20 protein-coding genes are annotated in these 20267 nt (G+C 69.5%); 8 read left to right on the forward strand and 12 right to left on the reverse strand.

All coding sequences use genetic code 11. The features are described 5' to 3' along the window. Positions 1-19: 19 nt before the first annotated feature. From ABZ845_RS00200 to ABZ845_RS00215, 4 genes are read right to left on the reverse strand one after another with little or no spacing between them, the layout of a single operon-like run. Positions 20-1111, reverse strand: coding sequence for an amidohydrolase family protein (locus ABZ845_RS00200; RefSeq protein ID WP_360971057.1), 1092 nt, complete (start codon positions 1109-1111; stop codon positions 20-22). A 53-nt stretch (positions 1112-1164) separates the two neighbouring features. Next, positions 1165-1902, reverse strand: a complete 738-nt coding sequence (locus tag ABZ845_RS00205) for an amino acid ABC transporter ATP-binding protein (protein WP_360972374.1) — start codon at positions 1900-1902, stop codon at positions 1165-1167. Positions 1903-1952: 50 nt separating this feature from the next. Then, positions 1953-2810 carry an amino acid ABC transporter permease gene (locus ABZ845_RS00210; protein WP_360972376.1) on the reverse strand — a complete coding sequence of 286 codons (858 nt, stop codon included), beginning with the start codon at positions 2808-2810 and terminating at the stop codon, positions 1953-1955. Then, complete coding sequence (locus tag ABZ845_RS00215; protein ID WP_360971060.1) at positions 2807-3655, reverse strand: transporter substrate-binding domain-containing protein; 849 nt, start codon at positions 3653-3655, stop codon at positions 2807-2809. The genes ABZ845_RS00210 and ABZ845_RS00215 overlap by 4 nt, the downstream gene beginning before the upstream one ends. A 593-nt stretch (positions 3656-4248) precedes the next feature. Here ABZ845_RS00215 and ectA point away from each other — a divergent pair. The 4 genes from ectA to thpD all read left to right on the forward strand — a co-directional run bounded on the left by ectA (position 4249) and on the right by thpD (position 7519). Beyond that, positions 4249-4791 carry a diaminobutyrate acetyltransferase gene (gene ectA, locus ABZ845_RS00220; RefSeq protein WP_360971063.1) on the forward strand — a complete coding sequence of 181 codons (543 nt, stop codon included), beginning with the start codon at positions 4249-4251 and terminating at the stop codon, positions 4789-4791. A 74-nt stretch (positions 4792-4865) separates the two neighbouring features. Then, complete coding sequence (gene ectB / locus ABZ845_RS00225) at positions 4866-6137, forward strand: diaminobutyrate--2-oxoglutarate transaminase (RefSeq protein ID WP_360971066.1); 1272 nt, start codon at positions 4866-4868, stop codon at positions 6135-6137. Positions 6138-6224: 87 nt separating this feature from the next. Continuing rightward, positions 6225-6623: an ectoine synthase gene (locus ABZ845_RS00230; protein WP_360971069.1), complete on the forward strand. Its 399-nt coding sequence runs from the start codon at positions 6225-6227 to the stop codon at positions 6621-6623. After that, positions 6620-7519 (forward strand): ectoine hydroxylase, encoded by a 900-nt coding sequence (gene thpD, locus ABZ845_RS00235; protein WP_360971072.1) that lies wholly within the window; start codon positions 6620-6622, stop codon positions 7517-7519. Before ABZ845_RS00230 ends, thpD begins: the two co-directional genes overlap by 4 nt. Before the next feature lie 81 nt (positions 7520-7600). Here the strand turns inward: thpD and ABZ845_RS00240 are convergent, their stop codons facing one another. The 3 genes from ABZ845_RS00240 to ABZ845_RS00250 all read right to left on the reverse strand — a co-directional run bounded on the left by ABZ845_RS00240 (position 7601) and on the right by ABZ845_RS00250 (position 10198). After that, on the reverse strand, positions 7601-8650 hold the full coding sequence (locus tag ABZ845_RS00240; RefSeq protein ID WP_360972378.1) for an aminotransferase class V-fold PLP-dependent enzyme: 1050 nt from the start codon (positions 8648-8650) through the stop codon (positions 7601-7603). A gap of 108 nt (positions 8651-8758) precedes the next feature. After that, a complete protein-coding gene (locus ABZ845_RS00245; RefSeq protein WP_360971075.1) occupies positions 8759-9475 on the reverse strand; it encodes a DsbA family oxidoreductase in 717 nt (238 codons plus the stop codon). Positions 9476-9589: 114 nt separating this feature from the next. Next, complete coding sequence (locus tag ABZ845_RS00250) at positions 9590-10198, reverse strand: DUF1349 domain-containing protein (RefSeq protein WP_360971083.1); 609 nt, start codon at positions 10196-10198, stop codon at positions 9590-9592. 119 nt (positions 10199-10317) lie between these two features. Between ABZ845_RS00250 and ABZ845_RS00255 the strand changes: the two genes are divergently transcribed. Beyond that, complete coding sequence (locus ABZ845_RS00255; RefSeq protein ID WP_360971086.1) at positions 10318-10791, forward strand: GNAT family N-acetyltransferase; 474 nt, start codon at positions 10318-10320, stop codon at positions 10789-10791. Between the two features lie 120 nt (positions 10792-10911). Continuing rightward, positions 10912-12366: a penicillin-binding transpeptidase domain-containing protein gene (locus ABZ845_RS00260; protein WP_360971089.1), complete on the forward strand. Its 1455-nt coding sequence runs from the start codon at positions 10912-10914 to the stop codon at positions 12364-12366. 31 nt (positions 12367-12397) lie between these two features. Here the strand turns inward: ABZ845_RS00260 and ABZ845_RS00265 are convergent, their stop codons facing one another. From ABZ845_RS00265 to ABZ845_RS00285, 5 genes are all read right to left on the reverse strand, one after another. Continuing rightward, complete coding sequence (locus tag ABZ845_RS00265; protein ID WP_360971092.1) at positions 12398-12835, reverse strand: hypothetical protein; 438 nt, start codon at positions 12833-12835, stop codon at positions 12398-12400. Positions 12836-12894: 59 nt separating this feature from the next. Continuing rightward, complete coding sequence (locus ABZ845_RS00270) at positions 12895-13749, reverse strand: heavy metal-binding domain-containing protein (protein ID WP_360971095.1); 855 nt, start codon at positions 13747-13749, stop codon at positions 12895-12897. A gap of 13 nt (positions 13750-13762) precedes the next feature. Then, positions 13763-14692, reverse strand: a complete 930-nt coding sequence (locus ABZ845_RS00275; protein ID WP_360971098.1) for a heavy metal-binding domain-containing protein — start codon at positions 14690-14692, stop codon at positions 13763-13765. Positions 14693-14907: 215 nt separating this feature from the next. Beyond that, positions 14908-15702 (reverse strand): HAD family acid phosphatase, encoded by a 795-nt coding sequence (locus tag ABZ845_RS00280; RefSeq protein ID WP_360971101.1) that lies wholly within the window; start codon positions 15700-15702, stop codon positions 14908-14910. 249 nt (positions 15703-15951) lie between these two features. Beyond that, entirely contained in the window at positions 15952-16701 is a 750-nt protein-coding gene (locus tag ABZ845_RS00285) for an MBL fold metallo-hydrolase (RefSeq protein WP_360971104.1), read from the reverse strand. A 241-nt stretch (positions 16702-16942) separates the two neighbouring features. On the opposite strand from ABZ845_RS00285, the gene ABZ845_RS00290 reads away from it, so the two are divergent. Together ABZ845_RS00290 and ABZ845_RS00295 are read left to right on the forward strand one after the other, a co-directional pair. Continuing rightward, on the forward strand, positions 16943-19012 hold the full coding sequence (locus ABZ845_RS00290; protein ID WP_360971107.1) for a phosphocholine-specific phospholipase C: 2070 nt from the start codon (positions 16943-16945) through the stop codon (positions 19010-19012). A 241-nt stretch (positions 19013-19253) separates the two neighbouring features. Next, positions 19254-20063, forward strand: a complete 810-nt coding sequence (locus ABZ845_RS00295) for an NAD(P)-dependent oxidoreductase (RefSeq protein ID WP_360971110.1) — start codon at positions 19254-19256, stop codon at positions 20061-20063. The last annotated feature ends 204 nt before the right edge of the window (positions 20064-20267 follow it).

The raw sequence follows: 20267 nt of genomic DNA on the forward strand, positions 1-20267 counted from the left end.
GGGGCGCCCGGAGCAGCGCCTATGCGGCCACCCGTCCGTTCACCACCACACGCAGCGGCGCCGCCAGGACGCGTACGTCGGCGCGCGGATCCGCCTCGTACACCACGAGGTCGGCGGGCGCCCCTTCCTCGAGTCCGGGCCTGCCGAGCCACCGGCGGGCACCCCAGGCGGTCGCCGACAGCGCCGCCAGCGGCGGAAGGCCGGCGGTCACCAGTTCCGCCACCTCGGCCGCCACCAGGCCGTGGGGCAGCGAACCGCCGGCGTCGGTCCCCACATACACCGGGATACCGGCGTCGTACGCGGCGCGCACGGTGCCGTAGCGCCGCTCGTGCAGCCGCCGCATATGGGCCGACCAGCGCGGGTACTTCGTCTCGCCGCCGTCGGCGAGCCTCGGGAAGGTCGCGATGTTCACCAGGGTCGGGACGATCGCCACGCCCCGCTCCGCGAACAGCGGGATCGTCTCCTCCGTCAGCCCCGTGGCGTGCTCGATGCAGTCGATGCCCGCCTCGACCAGGTCGCGCAGCGAGTCCTCGGCGAAGCAGTGTGCGGTGACGCGTGCGCCCAGGCGGTGCGCCTCGGCGATCGCCGCCCCGACCGCGTCACGCGGCCAGCAGGCGGACAGGTCCCCCGCCTCACGGTCGATCCAGTCACCGACCAGCTTGACCCAGCCGTCGCCGCGCCGCGCCTCCTGGGCCACGTGGGCGACCAGGTCCTCGGGCTCCACTTCCCAGGCGTAGTCGCGGACATAACGGCGGGTGCGCGCGATGTGCCGGCCGGCCCTGATGATCTTCGGCAGGTCGTCGCGGTCGTCGATCCAGCGTGTGTCGGACGGGGAGCCCGCGTCACGGATCAGCAGGGTGCCGGCGTCGCGGTCGGTCAGCGCCTGCTTCTCGGAGACGTCGTCGGGCACCGGGCCATGGGCGTCGAGACCGACATGGCAGTGGGCGTCCACGAGCCCGGGCAGCACCCAGCCCTCCACGGTACGGACGTCCCGGGCACCGGACGGACGGTCGTAGGAGACGCGCCCGTCGACCACCCACAGCTCATCCCGCACCTCCTCCGCCCCGACGAGCACCCGCCCCTTCACATGCAACACCGCACGCTCACTCATGCCCCGCACATTAGTGCCCCCGGCAGGCCGCACGGCGCGGGGGCCGTGTCCTTCTAGGGCGCCCCCGCAGGATCGAGCACCCGGGACAGGAAGTGCCGTGTCCGCTCATTGCGGGGATCGCCGATCACCTGCCCAGGCGTGCCCTGCTCAAGGATCACCCCCTCGTCCATGAACACGACGCGGTCGGCCACCTCACGGGCGAAGCTCATCTCATGAGTGACGACCATCATCGTCATCCCGGAGTCGGCCAGCATCCGCATCACGCCCAGCACATCCCCCACGAGCTCGGGGTCGAGCGCGGAGGTCGGCTCGTCGAACAGCATCACCTCCGGGCCCATGGCGAGCGCCCGCGCGATGGCCACCCGCTGCTGCTGTCCGCCGGAGAGCGCGGAGGGAAAGGCGTCCGCCTTCTCGGCGAGCCCCACGCGCGCCAGGTTCTCGGCGGCGACCCGCGCGGCCCGTGCCTTGTCCCGCCCGAGGACCCGGCGCTGCGGCAGCGTGAGGTTCTCGGTCACCGTGAGGTGCGGGAAGAGGTTGAACTGCTGGAAGACCATGCCGATACGGCGGCGTACGGCATCGATGTCCACGTCAGGGTCGGTCACTTCCGCGCCGCCGACGAAGACCTGTCCCCTGGTGGGCTCCTCCAGGAGGTTCACACAGCGCAGCAGGGTCGACTTGCCGGAGCCGGACGGGCCGATGACACAGACGACCTCTCCCCGGCCGATCTCGAGGTCGATGCCGCGCAGCACCTCGTTGCCGCCGAAGGACTTGTGCAGGTCATGGATGCGGATCTCGGCGGAAGCGGACCCGGGGACAGGGCCGGAACTCGTACTGGGACTGCTCACTTGACGGCCTCCCTGGCCTTCGCCTCCAGGCGGCGTACGACGAAACCGAGCGGGATCGTGACCAGCAGGTAGCACAGTCCTGCGACCAGGATCGGAGTGGAGTTGGCGGTGGTGCTGGCCAGGTCGCGTCCGAACTTCGACAGTTCGCGCTCCTCCAGTGTGACGCCGAGCACCAGCACCAGTGAGGAGTCCTTGAAGAGCTGGACGAACTCGTTGGTGAGGGGCGGGAGGATGATCCGGAACGCCTGCGGGATGACGATGGACACCATGGCCCGGGCGGGCGAGAAGCCCAGCGAACGGGCCGCCTCCGTCTGCCCCTTGGGCACCGCCTGGATACCGGCGCGGAAGGTCTCCGCCATGTACGCGGCTCCCACCAGACCGAGCGCGAGGGCCGCCTTGCCGTAGGTGCCGCCCACGATCTCCGTGCCGGGGAAGGCCAGCGGTACCGCGACGCCGATGAAGATGAAGATCAGCAGGGCGGGCAGGCCTCGGAAGATCTCGATGTAGACGCCGGCGATCCAGCGGTACGGGCCCACGGAGGACAGCCGCATCAGGGCGAGGACGATACCGAGCGCGAGGCCGACGGCGAAGCCGGACAGGGTGTAGAGCACGGTGTTCTTCAGCGCCTGTGTGATGACGTCCGGGAACATCTGCCGGGCGATGTCAGCCTGCGCGAACTGGTTCTGGAGCCGTCCCCAGTCCGCCGTGACCGCGAGGGCGATCACGGCGGCCACGAAGACGGCGTACTGCGTGCCCCGCGAAAGCCGCCGCCGCCGGCGCCGGGTCAGGCCCTTCCGGCGGGGCTGGACCTCGCGCCCGGCCGTATCCGTATCCGTGCCGAGGGCACCGCTCATGACGCGGCGGGCGATGCGGCCGACGGGCTGTACGGGCCGATCCACTTCTCGTACAGCTTCTTGTACGTGCCGTCCGCCTTGGCGTCCTTGAGGGCCTTGTCGATCGCCGCCAGGAGTTTGCTGTTGCCCTTCTTCACCGTGAAGCCGTACTGCTCACCGGTGTTGAGGTTGCCGGCCAGCCTGAAAGCGTCGGCGTTGGCCTTGTCCTTCAGCCAGCCCTGCGCCACCGGGTAGTCGATGATGACCGCCTGGACCTGGCTCGTGCGCAGGCCGTTGATCACGGCGTCGGACGACTCGAAGGAGATGGGGTCGAAGCCCTGCTTCTTCGCGTAGTCCTCACCGGTGGTCTGTGCCTGGGCGCCCAGCTTCCCGCCCTTGGCCTTGAGACCGGCCAGCGACGTGATCCCGCTCTTCCTGCCGACCAGGACGGCCTGTGTGGCGTCGAAGTACGGGGCGGAGAAGTCGACGTGCTTCGCACGCTCGGCGGTGATGGTCATGCCGGCGGCGGCGACATCGCACTCGCCGGAGTTGAGGAACGCGCCGGTCTTGAAGTTCTCGAAGGGCGTGTCGAGGATCTGCTGCTTCACCCCGAGGTCCTTGGCGACCAGGTCGATCAGCGAGACGTCGAAGCCCTGCACCTTGCCGTCGATCTCGGACTGGAAGGGAGGGTAGGGCAGGTGCGTGCAGGTGGTGAGCTGCCCCGCCCTGGCGAGTCGCACCCCGCCCGCGGCGGACTTGCCGGCGCTGCCGCCGCCGGTCGAGGTGCAGCCGGCCACGAGCACCACGCCGGCCATCGTGGTAGCGGCGGCCAGGACGCGCGCCCGGCGTCCGAGGAGGGTGTTCACGGGGGTGGACCTCTCTGTGGGGGAACTGTGAGTTCCGATTATAAGGAAAGGTTTGAGCCTCTCAAACCAATCCCATGATCGAGAGCCGCTTACACCTCAGAAACCACTGACACGATGGCCGACCGGAGACGCCCGGCACCCGGACTCCCCCGACGGAGCGGGGCGCCGGGACGGCGCCACCGAAGGCGCACCCCAGGACGGCGCGCCGAGCAGGTCCGGAGCTGCCGTCCACCGGAGGAGGCTCCGGCAAAGTGACCGACATCCGAAATCGGCATTTACCCGCGAGCCCCTTCCGTGCAATTATCGAATTCCCCTCAGGGCAGCTTCCCATATCCTTCTGCCCGCTTCCTCTGGACCTAAACGCAAAGATTCTGCGAACACCAACCGATGCAATTCGGACAGATCTGTGAGGATCTCCGGGGTGTGATCGACTCCACACCGTCGCCCTTTTGTGCCGGATTTTTCGGTCATGCATGGACTAATCATCTCCCTCTCACGCAGACGCACGCGCTCGCGTGATAACACATGGGCTGCCATTCCGTAACCCCGCAGGGCGATGCATTTTAGAATTTCCATGGGTAAATTCAATCCGCATGACCGCCGCACAAGCAGACCTGCAACCGGAATTCCTGGAAATGCCGGACGGGCTGCGGATCGACCGTCCGGACGTGGCGGACGGTGCCGCGCTCTGGCGTATCGCCAAGAACTCCAGAACCCTCGACCTGAACTCGTCCTACAGCTATCTGCTGTGGTGCCGTGACTTCGCGGACACCACGGCCGTGGTACGCGCCGAGTCCGACGGACAGCCCGTCGGGTTCGTCACCGCGTACCTGCGGCCCGACCGTCCACGCACCCTCCTGGTCTGGCAGGTGGCCGTCGACGCCTCCCACCGCGGGCAGGGCCTGGCGGCGCGACTGCTCGACGGGCTCACGGCGCGGGTCGTGCAGCAGCACGGGGTGACCGGGGTCGAGACGACGATCACCCCCGGCAACACCGCTTCCGAGCGTCTGTTCCTGTCGTACGCCCGGCGCCATGGCGCGGCCGTGGACCGCGAGGTCCTCTTCGAGACGCGCCAGTTCCCCGACGGGCCGCACGACCCCGAGGTCCTGTACCGCATCGGTCCCCTCGCCGCCTGATCCACCCGATCCACCCGATCCGCCCGATCTCCACGCACGACCTCCCTCCCCCACCACCGAGGAGCGTTTTCGCCGTGACCATCACCCAGCCCGACCTCAGCGTCTTCGAGACCCTGGAGTCGGAGGTGCGCAGTTACTGCCGCGGCTGGCCCACCGTCTTCGACCGCGCGCACGGCAGCCGCATGTACGACGAGGACGGCCACGAATACCTCGACTTCTTCGCCGGCGCCGGATCCCTCAATTACGGCCACAACAACCCCGTACTCAAACGTGCGTTGATCGACTACCTGGAGCGGGACGGCGTCACGCACGGCCTGGACATGTCCACCACGGCCAAACGCACCTTCCTGCAGACCTTCCAGGACCACGTCCTGCGGCCCCGCGATCTGCCGTACAAGGTCATGTTCCCCGGGCCCACCGGCACCAACGCCGTCGAGTCCGCCCTCAAGCTGGCCCGGAAGGTGAAGGGACGCGAGGCCATCGTGTCCTTCACCAACGCCTTCCACGGCATGTCCCTGGGCTCCCTCGCCGTCACCGGCAACGCCTTCAAGCGGGCCGGCGCCGGAATCCCGCTGGTGCACGGGACGCCCATGCCCTTCGACCACTATCTGGACGGCAAGGTCCAGGACTTCCTGTGGTTCGAGCGGCTCCTGGAGGACCAGGGATCCGGACTCAACCGGCCCGCGGCCGTCATCGTGGAGACCGTGCAGGGCGAGGGCGGCATCAACGTCGCCCGTCCCGAGTGGCTGCGCGCGCTCGCCGATCTGTGCGAACGCCGCGACATGCTGCTGATCGTCGACGACATCCAGATGGGCTGCGGACGTACCGGCGCGTTCTTCTCCTTCGAGGAGGCCGGGATCGTGCCGGACATCGTCACCGTGTCCAAGTCCATCAGCGGCTACGGACTGCCCATGTCGCTGTGCCTGTTCAAGCCCGAGCTGGACCTCTGGGAGCCCGGCGAGCACAACGGCACCTTCCGCGGCAACAACCCCGCGTTCGTCACCGCCACCGCCGCGCTGGAGACGTACTGGGCCGACGGGGCCGCGATGGAGAAGCAGACGCGGGCGCGCGGCGAGCAGCTCGAACAGCAGCTGATCTCGATCACCGAGGAGAACCTCGCCGACGTCAAGGAGTACCGCGGACGCGGGCTGGTGTGGGGCCTCGAGTTCCACGACAAGAGCCGCGCCGGGCGGATCGCCCGCCGCGCCTTCGACCTCGGGCTGCTCGTGGAGACCTCGGGTCCCGAGAGCGAGGTCGTCAAGTTGCTTCCCGCCCTCACCATCACCGCCGACGAGCTGGACGAGGGCATGAGCGTCCTCGCCCGCGCGGTCCGCGAGACCGTCTGAGCACACGAGAACCCTGTGCTCAGCCCCTCTGTGCCCGGACGCTCCGAGCACGACAGCACAACCCGCCGTTAAGGAGGCGCACCCCCCGTGATCGTCCGTTCGTTCAAGGACATCGAAGGCACCGACCGGCACGTCAAGTCGGCGTCCGGCACCTGGGAGAGCAAACGCATCGTCCTCGCCCGGGAGAAGGTCGGCTTCTCCCTCCACGAGACCGTCCTGTACACGGGCACGGAGACGTCGATGTGGTACGCCAACCACATCGAGGCCGTCGTGTGCGTGGAGGGCGAGGCGGAACTGACCGACCACGAGACCGGGAAGACGTACACGATCACGCCGGGGACCATGTACCTCCTGGACGGGCACGAGCGGCACACGCTGCGGGTCAAACAGGACTTCCGCTGTCTGTGCGTCTTCAACCCGCCCGTGACCGGCCGGGAGGACCACGACGAGAACGGCGTCTATCCCCTGCTCACCGAGGAGGCGTGAGGCACATGACCACCACCGTCACCGATCTGTACCCCAGCCGCGGCGCCACCGAGGTGTCCGTCCCCCGCCAGGACCCGGTCGTCTGGGGCGCGCCCGGCACCCCGGGACCCCTCTCCGTGGAGGGCCTCCAGCGTTACGAGCGCGACGGCTTCCTCGCCGTGGACGAGCTGATCGGTCCGGACGACGTCGCCCTGTATCGGCGGGAGCTGGAGCGGCTCGTCGCCGACCCGGCCATCCGCGCCGACGAGCGGTCGATCGTGGAGCCGCAGTCGAAGGAGATCCGGTCCGTCTTCGAGGTCCACAAGATCAGCGAGGTGTTCGCCGGGCTGGTCCGCGACGAGCGCGTCGTGGGGCGGGCGCGGCAGATCCTCGGCTCGGACGTGTACGTCCACCAGTCGCGGATCAACGTCAAGCCCGGTTTCGGGGCCAGCGGTTTCTACTGGCACTCAGACTTCGAGACCTGGCACGCCGAGGACGGTCTGCCGAACATGCGGACGGTCTCCGTCTCGATCGCGCTGACCGAGAACCTCGACACCAACGGCGGCCTCATGATCATGCCGGGGTCGCACCGCACGTTCCTGGGCTGCGCCGGGGCCACCCCGAAGGACAACTACAAGAAGTCGCTGCAGATGCAGGACGCGGGCACGCCGTCCGACGAGGCGCTGACCGCGATGGCGAGCGAGTACGGCATCCGGCTGTTCACCGGCAAGGCCGGTTCGGCGACCTGGTTCGACTGCAACTGCATGCACGGGTCCGGGGACAACATCACCCCGTTCCCGCGCAGCAATGTCTTCATCGTGTTCAACAGCGTGGAGAACACGGCGGTGGAGCCGTTCGCGGCTCCGATCCGGCGGCCCGAGTTCATCGGGGCGCGGGACTTCACTCCGGTGAGCTGACCCGGTTCCGCTGACGCGTGTGGGCCGCGTCCGTCCGGCTGGACGGACGCGGCCCACACGCGTTCGGTCAGGGGGTGAGGGTCAGCCCGACAGGACGTCCAGGAGCCGGTCGACGTCCGCGGGTGTGTTGTACAGGTGGAAGGAGGCGCGAAGGTTGCCCGCGCGGTCGGAGACCTCGACACCGGCCCGGCTCAGCTCGTCCCGGCGCGCTCCGAGTCCCGGTACGGAGACGATCGGCGAGCCCGGTGAGGGGAGCGGTTCGACGCCCAGGCCGCGCAGTCCGGCGCGGAAACGGTCGGCGAGGGCCAGGTCGTGGGCGTGTACCCGCTTCACGCCCAGTTCCTCCAGCAGTTCCAGGGAGCGGCGGGCGCCCGCATAGGAGAACAGCGAGGGACTCGAATCGAACCGCCGGGCCGAATGGGCGAGTTCGGGTACCGGACCGTAGCAGCTGTTCCAGGGCTCCTCGCCCGAGACCCAGCCGGCGAAGACGGGGGTGAGCCCACCGAGGTCTTCCGGGACCACCAGGAACGCGACTCCCCACGGGCACATCAGCCACTTGAAGGCGACGGAGGCGACATAGTCGTACGCGTCCGCGTCGAGCGGCAGCCAGCCCGCGGCCTGGCTCGCGTCCACATACGTACGGGCGCCGTGGTCGCGGGCAGCCGCGCGGATGGCGGACAGATCCGCCAGCCGGCCGTCGGCCGACTGCGCGGCGCTGACCGCGACCAGGGCCGTGCCGGGGCGTACGGACTCGGCGACGGCCTCCAGCGGGACCGTACGCACCTTGAGGTCGGGGCGCATATGGAACGGGTTGACGAGGGAGCTGAAGTCGCCCTGCGCCGTGAGCACTTCGGCACCCTCGGGCAGCGAGGCGGCGATCAGCCCCGTGTACACGGCGACCGAGGCCCCGGCCGCCACCCGGCGCTCGGGGACCCCGGTCAGCCGGGCGAAGGAGGCGCGGGCCGCCTCCACGTCCGCGAACATGTCGGTGGACTGCCCGGCGGCGGCCGACTCCAGGGCCGTCCGCACGGCCTGGACGGTGCGCTCCGGCAGCAGGCAGGTGCTGGCCGTGTTCAGATAGGTGTTCTTCGGGGCGAACTCGGCACGGACGAGGGTCTCGAAGGTCTCCATGGGACCACTCTGCGTGCTCATGGAGTCATAGTCCATTACGAATCTCTGTCGTGTGTCGCAAAGAAACGCTTATGAATGCCCCGCGACCTGCACGTTTGTTCAATGCTGCTACGGCTGCGGCACCGCGCACCCGTCGGGACCGCAGGCGTCCGCCGCGCCGTCCTCGATCAGCTTCAGCGCCGGGCGCTCGCCCCATGCCTGGGCCAGCGCCTGGGCGAAGACCTCCGCGGGCTGCGCCCCGGAGACGCCGTACTTCCGGTCGAGGACGAAGAACGGCACACCGTTCGCGCCCAGCTCGGCGGCCTCCCGCTCGTCGGCGCGTACGGCGTCGGCGTACGCGGCGGGGTCCCGGAGGACCCGGCGGGCCTCGTCGGTGTCGAGTCCGGCCGCGGCGGCCAGCTCCACCAGCCGCTCCTCGCCCTCGGTGAAGACGGACCGCTCCTCGGCGAAGTTCGCCCGGTACAGAAGCTGGATCAGCTCGTCCTGCCTGCCCCGCTCCTTGGCGAAGTGGAGCAGGCGGTGCATGTCGAAGGTGTTGCCGTGGTCACGGCCGGTGGTGCGGTACTCCAGGCCCTCCACGCCGGCCTGCGCGCCCAGGCTGTCCTCACCCGCCTGCGCCTGCGCCTGACTCATCCCGTACTTCTTCGTGAGCATCGCGAGGACCGGCTGGACGTCGCCCTTGGCGCGGTGCGGGTCCAGCTCGAAGGAGCGGTGCACCACCTCCACCTCGTCCCGGTGCGGGAAGGCGCCGAGCGCCTTCTCGAAGCGGGCCTTGCCCACATAACACCAGGGGCAGGCGATGTCGCTCCAGATCTCCACGCGCATGTCTTCGGCTTCTCTCCAGGTCGTACGGGTACGGAGCCTGCCTCCGCATGAATGTGAACGTTCAAGCGGTTGCTGTCATTCCCGAGTCGCGCACGGCTCGGTCCGGCCCGGCTGCTACGAGCCGTCCCGCAGGCTCTCCGGCCACGAGTCCCGGAACTCCACATGGTCGAAGGTGACCACGCACCCCTCCCCCACCGGTGACTGCGCCATGAAGCCCACGAGCGACGCCGCGCTCCGCTCCTCGTCGGCCAGCGTGAACAGACGGACGAACGTCCATTGCTTGCCGTCCCGCGACGCGTGGAACGCGAACGCGCGGCCCGTCCGGCTGACCCGGAGCCAGACCGCACTGCCCTCCACGGTGAAAGAGTTCGCGTCATCGGAGTGGCCTCGGGTCACCACCGTGCAGACGGTGGGCACATCGGGCGAGTTCTCCAGGCACAGCTTGGCCCACTCCCGCTCACCTGTCTGGACGTACAGCGCCCCCGCGTCGAAGGACGCGCCGAACCCGACCGTGACCCGGGCGATCAGCTGGAAGTCCCCCTCGGGAGCGCCGAGGAGCCGGGGCGCGTCGGAGGCCGGGTCCAGCGCCTCACCGGTGGGCGGCACGAAGCGGTCCTGCCGGGCACCGGCCCAGCCGGTGAGCACCCCGTCCTCGTACGACCAGTGGCCGTCGGGGCCGTAGGTCCGGAGGTGGAAGGGCAGTTCGGGAAGTTCCTCGTCCATTGGGAGAGTGTCCCAGTTCGCCGGTTCCCGGCGCGCGACCCTCCGGATGCCATGCCGTGCTTCGAGCGTCGTCCGCCGGGGTGTTCTCTATCCTGAACGCTGTCTTTGGAGGGTGTGACATGGAGGTCGTACTGCGCGAGGTGCGCGACGGTGATCTGCCGGTCTTCTTCCGCCAGCTCAACGACCCCGTGGCCCTGCGGATGGCCGCCTTCACGCCCGAGGACCCCGCCGACCGGTCCGGCTTCGACGCCCACTGGGCGCGGCTGCGCACCGCGTCCGGCGTCGACGTCCGCACGGTGCTGGCGGACGGCGATGTGGTGGGTACCGCGGCGGTGTACGGCGAGCCGGGTGAGCGGGAGGTCACGTACTGGATCGACCGCGCCCACTGGGGCCGGGGAATCGCGACGGCGGCGCTGCGGGGCCTGCTCGAGGAGATTCCGGAGCGCCCCTTGTACGCCAGGGCCGCCGCCGACAACGCGGGCTCGCGACGGGTCCTGGAGAAGTGCGGGTTCGCGGAGACGGCTCGGGCGAGGGGCTTCGCGCAGGCGCGCGGGGAGGAGATCGAGGAGGTCGTCCTGGTCCTGAAGCCCTGAGCCCCTCACGGCCTCCCACTCCGGCGTTGTCCCGGATCGTGTCCCGGATTCTCTTAAGACCCGATGAGAAAACGGCACGGAAGGGAACGATCTGCTCGTTCCCGGTCGTCTTCAGTCGGGATGAACAAGACGATCAGGCGCGCCGCCGTCTTCGCACTGCTCCTGGTGTTCGCTCTGCTGGTCAGGGCGACCTGGGTGCAGTTCTACGACGGCAAGGCGCTCGCGGAAGACAAGGACAACCGGCGGAACGCGATCACGACATACGCGGGACCGCTCGGGAACATCATCGTGGGCGGTCACGCGGTCACCGGCTCGGCCCGGACGACGCACAGTGACCTCGCGTACAAGCGGACCTACACGGACGGCGAGCTGTACGCGGCGGTGACCGGTTACGCCTCCCAGGCCTACGCACCGACGCAGCTGGAGGGCATCTACCAGGACGTGCTCAATGGCACGGACAGCCGTCTGAAGAACCCCCTGGACACGGTCATCGGCAAGCGGGCCGATCCGGGCGATGTGGTCACGACGATCGACCCCGCCGTACAGAAGGCCGCGTACCAGGCACTCGGCGACAAGAAGGGTGCGGCGGTCGCGATCGACCCGAAGACCGGCAGGATCCTCGCCGTCGTGTCCACCCCGTCGTACGACCCCTCCTCGCTGACCGACGCCAACACCGCCGGGGCGGCCTGGAAGCAGCTGAACGCCGACCCGGACAAGCCCCTGACGAACCGCGCCCTGCGGCAGCCGCTGCCGCCGGGTTCGACGTTCAAGCTGGTCGTGGCCGCTGCCGCGCTGGAGGACGGGCTGTACTCCTCGGTGGACCAGAGCACACGCAGCCCGAACCCGTACATGCTGCCGGGCTCGACCCGTCCGCTGACGAACGAGGACCCGGGCGCCCCCTGCGCGAACGCCTCGATCAGAGTGGCCCTGCGCTACTCGTGCAACAACGTCTTCGGCAAGATGGCCGTCGACCTCGGCCAGGACAAGGTCAGGGCGATGGCGGAGAAGTTCGGCTTCAACGACGACAAGCAGGACGTGCCGGTGCGGGCGTACACCAGCGTGTACCCCTCGGGCATGGACGAGGCACAGACGGCGCTGTCGGGCATCGGCCAGTTCGACGACACGGCTACCCCGCTGCAGATGGCCATGGTGTCGGCGGCGATCGCCAACGACGGCGAGCTGGTCTCGCCGCACATGGTGGCGCGGATCACCGACAGCGGCGGCGATGTGCTGCAGAACTACGACGACGCCGGGTCCAAGCGGATCGTGAGCGCCTCGACCGCGCGGCAGTTGCAGTCCGCGATGCAGACGGTCGTGTCGCAGGGCACCGGCACGAACGCGCGGATCCCCGGCGCGACGGTGGGCGGCAAGACGGGTACGGCCCAGCACGGCGAGAACAACAGCAAGACGCCCTACGCGTGGTTCACGTCGTACGCGAAGTCCGACAGCAACGGCAAGGAGGTCGCCGTCGCGGTGATGGTCGAGCAGTCCGACGCGGCACGCTCGGAGGTCAGCGGGAACGGTCTGGCCGCGCCGGTGGCCAAGGCGATGATGCGGGCCGCTCTCGCGGGGTGAGCCGGGGTGAGCGGCGCGGGCGGCGGGGGCGTCACTCGCCGAGCAGCAGCCGTTCCAGCGCCGCCCGTGCCCGCGCGTCGGACCGGGCGCGGGCGGTGACCGCGCCCGCGAGTTCCCGTACCCACTCGTCGAGCGCGACCGGACGCCGGGAGAGCACCACGCCGCGGACCTCCTTGCAGACCTCGCCCTTGGGGTGCCCGCCCGCCAGGTCGAGCACGAGACGCTGCTCGCCGAGGAAGACCTCGACCCGCCGGACACGGCCGTCGCGCCCCGCGAGCCGGTCGGCCATGCCCCGCTTGCGCTCGACGGTGACGGAACCCGGCGGCAGCGCTTCCGCGAGGGTCCCGGTGAGCACCTGGGCGTAGACCTCGAGGTCGGCGGCGTCCCTGCGCAGCGCGGCCGTCAGCAGGTCGATGGAGTGCGCTTCCGCGCCGGGTTCGAACGGGACTGGGTCGTGCGGCGAGGTCATCGCGAGGGGCCTCTCGTGGTGTGGTGCGGTTGCCCGGGGTCTGCTGAGCCGAAGAGACCCTAGCCGTCCAGGCTGAGCACCATGGTGGGGCGCTCGATGACATGGTCGTCGCGCAGCGGTCGTACGGCCGTACCGATCGCGAAGAACTCGGTGGTGTGGCCTCCCCAGCGGTGGTTGTGCGCGTTGAGCTGCACGCCGACGATTCCCTCCGCCTTCAGCTCCTCCGCCTCGTGCTGCATCCGCGCCATCGCCAGTTCCCGCGCGTCGTACAGCGCCTGCGTGAACTGCTCGATCTCGACGTTCTTGCCGATGTTGGAGAACACCTGCCCCATCCGCTGGTGCGCGATGTGGTAGACGCAGGTGCCCATCACCATGCCCAGCGGGGCGTAGCCAGCGCGGATGAGCGTCCAGAAGTCCTGGCCGTTGAGATCCGAGGTGAACGGCTGGCCCTTGAGGTTGCGCCAGCTCCCGCCGCCCGGCACGGGCTCCTCGGCCTTGACGGCGGTGCCGATGGCGATGAACTCCGCGACGTCGTTGCCGAATTCACGGGCCTCGACGCTGAGTCGCACGCCGACGATGCCGTCCGCGCCGAGCTGTGCCGCCTCGGCCTCCATGCGGGTCATCGCCAGCTCACGCGCGTGGTACATCGCCTGGCTCAGGGTGGTCAGCTCCTGGTTCTTGCCCCAGCGGCCGAGCTGGATGCCCACGTGGTAGATCGAGCTGCCCAGTACGAGACCGATGGGCCTGAATCCCGCCTCGCGCACCAGCAGGAACTCGTTTACCGACAGGTCGCTGGTGAAGATAGATCCCGGCCTGCCCGGCTGCAGCTCGGCCAGCCGCCGCATCGCGTCGGCCGGTACGCCCTGTGCGGACGCCCCGTGGGGAGTGCCATCGGCGGGGTTGAAGACGGTCATGAACGGGTTCCCCTCATCGCAGATCGGTGGCGGAGCGGCGCGCGGTCCGCCGGCGTCGTTCCGGGTCGAGCGGCATCACGGTGAGTGTGCGGGGCTGCTGCTCGCGTGCCGTGAAGCGGGCGACGGTGGTCCCCAGCAGCGTCGCCTCGGCCACATGGTCTTCCTGGTCGTTGCTGCGGAAGCAGGACTCGCCCCAGACGCGCAGGCCGCCCGCGGAGAGGATCACGCCGTCGCCGCCACGCCGCCCGCTCTGCGCCCGCAGGTGCGCACGGGCGTCGGAGCGCACTGCCTGAACGAGGTCGCTCCAGCCGCTGACTTCGGCGTTGTTCCATGAGCGCCGCTGTGAGCGGGTGATGTAGTCGTCATGGCGTACGCCGATGGACATCCCGTAGAGCAGTTCCACGGGGACCCACCCCGCGGTCACCAGTTTCGCGAACCCCTGGCCGTCGAGATGGCAGGTGAACGGCTGCGGCGCGCGTACCTGGCCGGCGGCGCGTACCGCGGTCCCGATCACCTTGAACTCCAGGCAGTGGGGCTGTGCCGCGAAGGGTGCCACGGTCAGCTGCGCCGCGACCACGCCGTCGCCGCCGAGGGCCGAGCACTCCGCGGTCATCCGGTCGAGGGCCGAGTGACGCGCCCGGTCGAGCACCTCGATGAGGGCGGCGGACGGGGCGCCGTTCCCGGAGAGGGCGATGGGTGCGTGGCCGTAGCCGAAGCCCGCGTTCGTGTACTGACAGTCGTGGTAGCCCCAGTACCGGCCGCTGCGGGCCACGCGGTAGACGGCCGAGCCCATGACCTGGCCCACCGGCTCGAACCCCACGGCGCGCAGTGCGGCGAATTCACCGGTGGACAGCGCCGAGGACCAGGTTCCGCTGCCCCGGATCTCCGCGATGCGCGCGGCAGCCACCGGGGGCAGCCCCGCACCCGTCCATTCCTCGCTCATGAGTCCCCGCCCCTGGACACCGGCCTCCCCTTCGCGTCCTCCCTGAGGCTTCGCGGTTGGAGTCTATGCCTGGCTCCCCGCCGGAGTTGAGTCGGGCCGGGCCCCCACCACGGTCCTCAAAAAAAACCCGCCCTCCGGAGGCCACGGCCTCCGGAGGGCGGGTCCAGATCGGAACCGAGGGGACCGACCAGGGGACTGAAAGGGTCCGGCAAAGGTCAGCTGACGAAGTACGTCGGGTTCGGCAGCTTGTACGTGCGGTCTGCGTAGCCGCCGTCGAGGTCCGAGTACTGGTCGCCGAAGTTGGCGATGATCTCGTAGCCGAGGTCCTCGATGTGCTCGCGCGTGCCGGACTTGTACTGCACGGTCGTGCAGGTCCAGGTGCCCGGGGTGGCGCAGCCGCTCAAGTAGGACGGCGGGTTGTCCGAGTTCTTGAGGAACATGTGGTCGGCGTCGAGGTTGATGTCGGCGCCGACCTTCTTCAGGTTCGCGACCGCGGCGGAGCGCTGTGACTCCTTGAGGCCCGAGTTGTAGAAGACCTCGACGCCCCGGGACTTGGCGTAGCGGACGAGGTCCGGGGTGCCGGGGACGGCCGGGCGGTCGGCCTTGGCCACGTAGTCGGCCCACGTGGTCGAGTTGTACGTGTAGTTGGTCTTCTTCTCGTAGTCGAGGCTGAGCAGCAGCGTGTCGTCGATGTCGAAGACGACCGCGGGCTTCTCGCCGTGGCGGTGCGCCCTGCGGGACGCCGTGTCGATGTAGCGCTTGGCGACCGACTCCATGTGCGCCAGGTCCTTGGCGTACGGGCTGTCCGGGGACGCCTGGTAGGTGCCGTTGCTGTCGAGCGTGGCGCCGTAGTAGGTGTCGATGTCCTTGACCAGGAGCCCGATGTTGTAGGGCTCGTGGGTGGAGTTCGCCGTCGACTGACCGGCGGTGGCCGCGCCGGCGCCGTACAGGGCCCCACCGGCGATGGCGCAGGCGGCGGCGAGGGCCGTGATGCGAAGTGACTTATGCATGACAGGATTTCTACGCGCGTCACCACGGGTAGCGCGAGGTTCGTTGCGCGATCGATACACAATCCGGGATTAGGGCGCTTCTGACGAATCTTGAAGTCGCCCTCGCGCTGGAGCGACTGGGCCTGGCGGGGCGATCGGCGCCTCACGAGGCACCCCGCGTTGGACGGATCGGTCGCTCGGCGCCCGGCCAAGAGCCATCAGAAGCGCCCTAGCCGTGCCGACGGCGCGGACGTCACCGGCAGTCGGCGTTCAGACGGTCTTCGTCTGCCCCGTGCGGGCTGCCGCCGTCGGGCCGCCGAAGACCGCGGCGGCGCGCCCCACGGCCGCCTCCGGGATGAGCGTGGGGCCGAGATGGGTCAGGAGCAGTTCCCGTGCGCCCTTGGCGTAGGCTCCGGCGTCCTCCGGCGTGAGATGCACCTGCTGTTCGCCTTCGTGATGCCGGTCGGCATCGGCCTCGCACAGGAACACATCGGCGCCGAGGGCGAGGTCCGCGAGCGCGTCGCAGGGCCCGCTGTCCCCGGAATACGCGACGACGCTCCCCTGGCACTCGGCCCGCAGCCCGTATGCCTCGGTGTCGTGGGCGACGGCCCGCGTGGTGAGGCGCAGGTTCCAGTGCCGGACGGCATGGCCGTCGTACAAGGGGCGGAAGTCGAAGACACCGCCAAGGAACCATGCGTCGGACCACCCGAAGAAGCCCGCGAGCCGCTGGGCGCAGTCCTCGGGCGCGTACACCGGGACCGGCGCCGGCAGGGTACGCCCGCCGAAGGCGTAGGAGTAGGCGGCCGAGAGCAGATCGGCGCTGTGGTCGGCGTGCAGATGCGAGATCCAGATCGCCGTGAGCCGCGTGGGGTCCGTGTGCCGCTGCAACTCCGCGAAAGTGCCGGGCCCTGCGTCCACCCATACCTCGGCGCCCCCGCCGCGCAGCAGATAGCCGGAGCAGGGGTGGTCGGGTCCCGGGTACAGGGACGCGGTTCCGAGGACGGTGAGGCTCAGGGGCATGGTCGGGAGCGTACGGACCCGCACCCGGATCCGCCCCCAGTTCCGGACTGTTCACGGCTTTCTGTGATCGAGGGTGCTTTGGGCGGCGTTGAGGGGACGTTCAGGACGGATCTGACGGGGCGCCAGGGGGATGAGCCGCACGGTGGCCATGAGGTGTTCTCCCCACGTTCGCGCGTTGGCCGGGAGACCTGTGTGGAGTGGCTCGTCGTCCTTATTGCAGCCTCAATGCAAGGAGTCGTGCATGACGCCCCTGTCCCGCAGATCCTTTCTCGGTACGGTCGCGGCCGGAGGGGCGGTGTTCACCACAGGCGCGTCGGCGACGGCCCGGACCGCAGCCGCCGCCGGTGCACATCACCGGCCCACCGGGACCGTCGCAGATGTGCGCCATGTCGTCGTACTGATGCAGGAGAACCGTTCCTTCGATCACTATTTCGGAACCCTCAAGGGAGTACGCGGATTCGGGGACCGCTCCACCGTGCCTCTGCCGGGCGGCCGTACCGTGTTCCAGCAGCCCGCCGGTGCCGGGTGGCAGTACCCGTGGAGACTGGGCGACACCCAGCCCGCGAGCGGCGCGACTCCCGGCACCCTGGCCCAGTGCGAGCGTTCACTCGACCACGGCTGGGCAAGCCAGCACGCCGCGTGGAACGGCGGTCTGATGGACAACTGGGTGGCGGCGAAGAAGTCCGACCGCACCATGGGCTACCTCGACCGCCGCGACATCCCCTTCCACTTCGCGCTAGCCGACGCCTACACCGTCTGCGACGCGTACCACTGCTCGACTCTCAGTGCGACCGGACCCAACCGCACCTATCTGTGGAGCGGCAGCATCGACCCCGCCGGGGCGGCCGGCGGCCCCGCGTTCGACGGCGGTGAGGAAGCCGGGCTTCGGTGGGGGACCTACGCCGAGTCCCTTCAGGCGGCGGGAGTCAGCTGGAAGGTCTACCAGAACGCCAAGGACAACTTCACCGACAACGGCCTCGCCTACTTCGAGCAGTTCACCGATGCCGCTCCTGGCACCCCGCTGTACGACCGGGGAATGGGATCGGTGACCCCGGTGACCGGTGCGACGCAGGACGACATCGTGGCCGCGATCAAGGCGGACACCCTGGCGGGCACCCTGCCCCAGGTCTCCTGGGTGGTGGCCAACAAGGGCTTCTCCGAGCACCCCGACGCGCCTCCGAACGACGGCGCCCACTTCATCCACGGGATCATCCAGGCGCTCGCCGCCGACCAGTCGGTCCTCGACTCCACCGTGCTCTTCCTCAACTACGACGAGAACGACGGCTACTTCGACCATGTGGCGCCCCCGGTTCCCGCCGCCGGAACGCCCGGGGAGTACCTCGGCGACACCCCCATCGGCCTCGGCTTCCGCGTCCCCATGATCGTGGTCTCCCCCTGGAGTCGCGGCGGGTGGGTCGATTCCCAGGTCACCGACCACACTTCGGTCATCCGCTTCCTGGAGACCTGGACCACCGCCCTCGGCACTCCGGCGCTCTGCGCCGGCATCAGCGCCTGGCGCCGCCAGGTCACCGGAGACCTCACCAGCGCCTTCGACTTCACCCGTCATGTGCCGGGGCTGCCCGAACTGCCCGACACATCGACCGTCATCACCCAGGCGTACTGCAAGACTCTTCCGGATCCCACCGATTCGGGCGACGTCATGCCCGTCCAGGAACCGGGGAGCAAACCCGCACGGGCACTGCCCTACCAGCCGAACGCCGGTCTCGGCCGGACAGAGGTGGGAACGGACGGAACCCTCCGCGCCGAGATCACCCTGTCCAACGAGGGCCCGCACGCCCGCGAGGCCGTGCACTTCTCCGTTCACGACTCCGCTCAGACGGCGCACGCGCCTCGCCAGTACACCCTCGCGCCCTTCGACGCCAAGCGCCGCGATCATGCCACCGTCAGCGAAACACTCTCTCTGGGAGCGGACGGTGGTCGCTACGACGTCACCGTCATCGGTCCCAACCGATTCCTCCGCCACTTCACCGGCGGTGCCACCCATGCAGCGGACCTCGAGGCCACGGCCCACTACCTGCACCGCGGGGTCCTGCTCGCACCCGGGCTCGCCCTGCGCTTGAGCAACCACGGCACCGGGCACGCGGCCTTCTCGGTATCCGGGAACGCCTACGGTGACCGGAGCCCCCGCACCCATCGCGTGCCGCCCGGCAGCACGGTGACGGTGACGCTGCCCGACCTCGCACTCGTTCATGGCTGGTACGACATCACCGTCACCTCCGACCTGGACCCCGCATGGTCGCGGCGCATCGCCGGCCACCTCGAGAACGGCCGTCCGAGTGTCACCGGCTGAGGCCGGGGTGTTCCGGACGCGGATCGAGTGAAGGGCGCGGGGGCGTGGCAGGCGAGGCCCTCGGGCTGCCGAAGGGGATGTCTCATGTCGCACACCTCGATTCGTCGGCCAGAGGGCCTCGCCGCTACCCCGCCGCCGCGAACCCGATCTGTCTCACACGGTCGTCGCTTGGCCCTCACCCCTCCCTGCACACTGGACGTAACCCGTCTGCCTCAGCACCAGAGGACGAGGAGACCCCAGGATGCCCGCTCCCCGCACCGTTCTGCTCACCGGCGCCGCCGGAGGACTCGGCACCCTGATGCGGGAGCTGCTGCCGCGTCACGGGTACGGGCTGCGGCTCCTGGACCTGCGGCCCGTCGAGGGCGAGCCGGACGCGATCACCGCGGACCTCGGTGACCGGGAGGCCCTGCGCGAGGCCGTGCGGGGCGTCGACGCTGTCATCCATCTCGCGGGCATCTCCGTGGAGTCCACGTTCGAGAAGATCCTCACGGCGAACATCGAGGGGACGTACCACCTTTACGAGGCGGCGCGTGAGGAGGGTGTGCGCCGGATCGTGTTCGCCTCCTCCAACCACGCGGTGGGATTCACCCCGCGCCCGCAGGACGACGACCCGCTGATCCCGGTCGGCACCCCGCGCCGCCCGGACACCTTCTACGGCCTGTCCAAGTCGTTCGGCGAGGACCTCGCCCAGTTCTACTGGGACAAGCACGGTCTGGAGACGGTCTCGGTGCGCATCGGCTCCTGCTTCCCCGAGCCGACCAGCGTGCGCATGCTCTCCCTCTGGCTGAGCCCCGAGGACGCCGCCCGGCTCTTCCACGCCGCCCTGACCGCCGAGGGCGTCGGGCACACCGTCGTCTACGGCTCGTCCGCGAACACCCGCCTGTGGTGGGACCTGAGCAGCGCCAGGGCGCTCGGCTACGAGCCGCGGGACGACTCGGAGCGCTACGCCGAGAAGCTCATCGCCGAACAGGGCGCGCTGGAACCGGACAATCCAGCCCATAACCGCCTCGGCGGCCACTTCGTCACCGACCCGCCCATCTGGCCGTACTGACGCGGTACAGGAGGGCAAGCGGGCATGGAACGGGCCCGCCCGAACGCCATTCCGGGCAGCCAAGCTGCCCGTTCCCACCGCCACCCCCGCTCCGCCGCAGGTCCGCGACGGGCACGGCAAGAGCCGAACGGACAGGTTCGGGCACAGTCGGGCACAGAACGAACCTGGTCAACGCCGCACACCCCCTGTAGAACATCCCCAAGA

The sequence above is a fragment of the Streptomyces sp. NPDC047022 genome, from assembly GCF_040644155.1.
GTDB lineage: Bacteria > Actinomycetota > Actinomycetes > Streptomycetales > Streptomycetaceae > Streptomyces.

Coding starts and splice junctions, on each gene's coding strand:
- ABZ845_RS00200 (WP_360971057.1), bottom strand. CDS start 1,111: ATGAGTGAGCGTGCGGTGTTGCATGTGAAGGGGCGGGTGCTCGTCGGG.
- ABZ845_RS00210 (WP_360972376.1), bottom strand. CDS start 2,810: ATGAGCGGTGCCCTCGGCACGGATACGGATACGGCCGGGCGCGAGGTC.
- ectA (WP_360971063.1), top strand. CDS start 4,249: ATGACCGCCGCACAAGCAGACCTGCAACCGGAATTCCTGGAAATGCCG.
- ABZ845_RS00240 (WP_360972378.1), bottom strand. CDS start 8,650: ATGGAGACCTTCGAGACCCTCGTCCGTGCCGAGTTCGCCCCGAAGAAC.
- ABZ845_RS00245 (WP_360971075.1), bottom strand. CDS start 9,475: ATGCGCGTGGAGATCTGGAGCGACATCGCCTGCCCCTGGTGTTATGTG.
- ABZ845_RS00250 (WP_360971083.1), bottom strand. CDS start 10,198: ATGGACGAGGAACTTCCCGAACTGCCCTTCCACCTCCGGACCTACGGC.
- ABZ845_RS00255 (WP_360971086.1), top strand. CDS start 10,318: ATGGAGGTCGTACTGCGCGAGGTGCGCGACGGTGATCTGCCGGTCTTC.
- ABZ845_RS00260 (WP_360971089.1), top strand. CDS start 10,912: ATGAACAAGACGATCAGGCGCGCCGCCGTCTTCGCACTGCTCCTGGTG.
- ABZ845_RS00265 (WP_360971092.1), bottom strand. CDS start 12,835: ATGACCTCGCCGCACGACCCAGTCCCGTTCGAACCCGGCGCGGAAGCG.
- ABZ845_RS00270 (WP_360971095.1), bottom strand. CDS start 13,749: ATGACCGTCTTCAACCCCGCCGATGGCACTCCCCACGGGGCGTCCGCA.
- ABZ845_RS00275 (WP_360971098.1), bottom strand. CDS start 14,692: ATGAGCGAGGAATGGACGGGTGCGGGGCTGCCCCCGGTGGCTGCCGCG.
- ABZ845_RS00280 (WP_360971101.1), bottom strand. CDS start 15,702: ATGCATAAGTCACTTCGCATCACGGCCCTCGCCGCCGCCTGCGCCATC.
- ABZ845_RS00285 (WP_360971104.1), bottom strand. CDS start 16,701: ATGCCCCTGAGCCTCACCGTCCTCGGAACCGCGTCCCTGTACCCGGGA.
- ABZ845_RS00290 (WP_360971107.1), top strand. CDS start 16,943: ATGACGCCCCTGTCCCGCAGATCCTTTCTCGGTACGGTCGCGGCCGGA.
- ABZ845_RS00295 (WP_360971110.1), top strand. CDS start 19,254: ATGCCCGCTCCCCGCACCGTTCTGCTCACCGGCGCCGCCGGAGGACTC.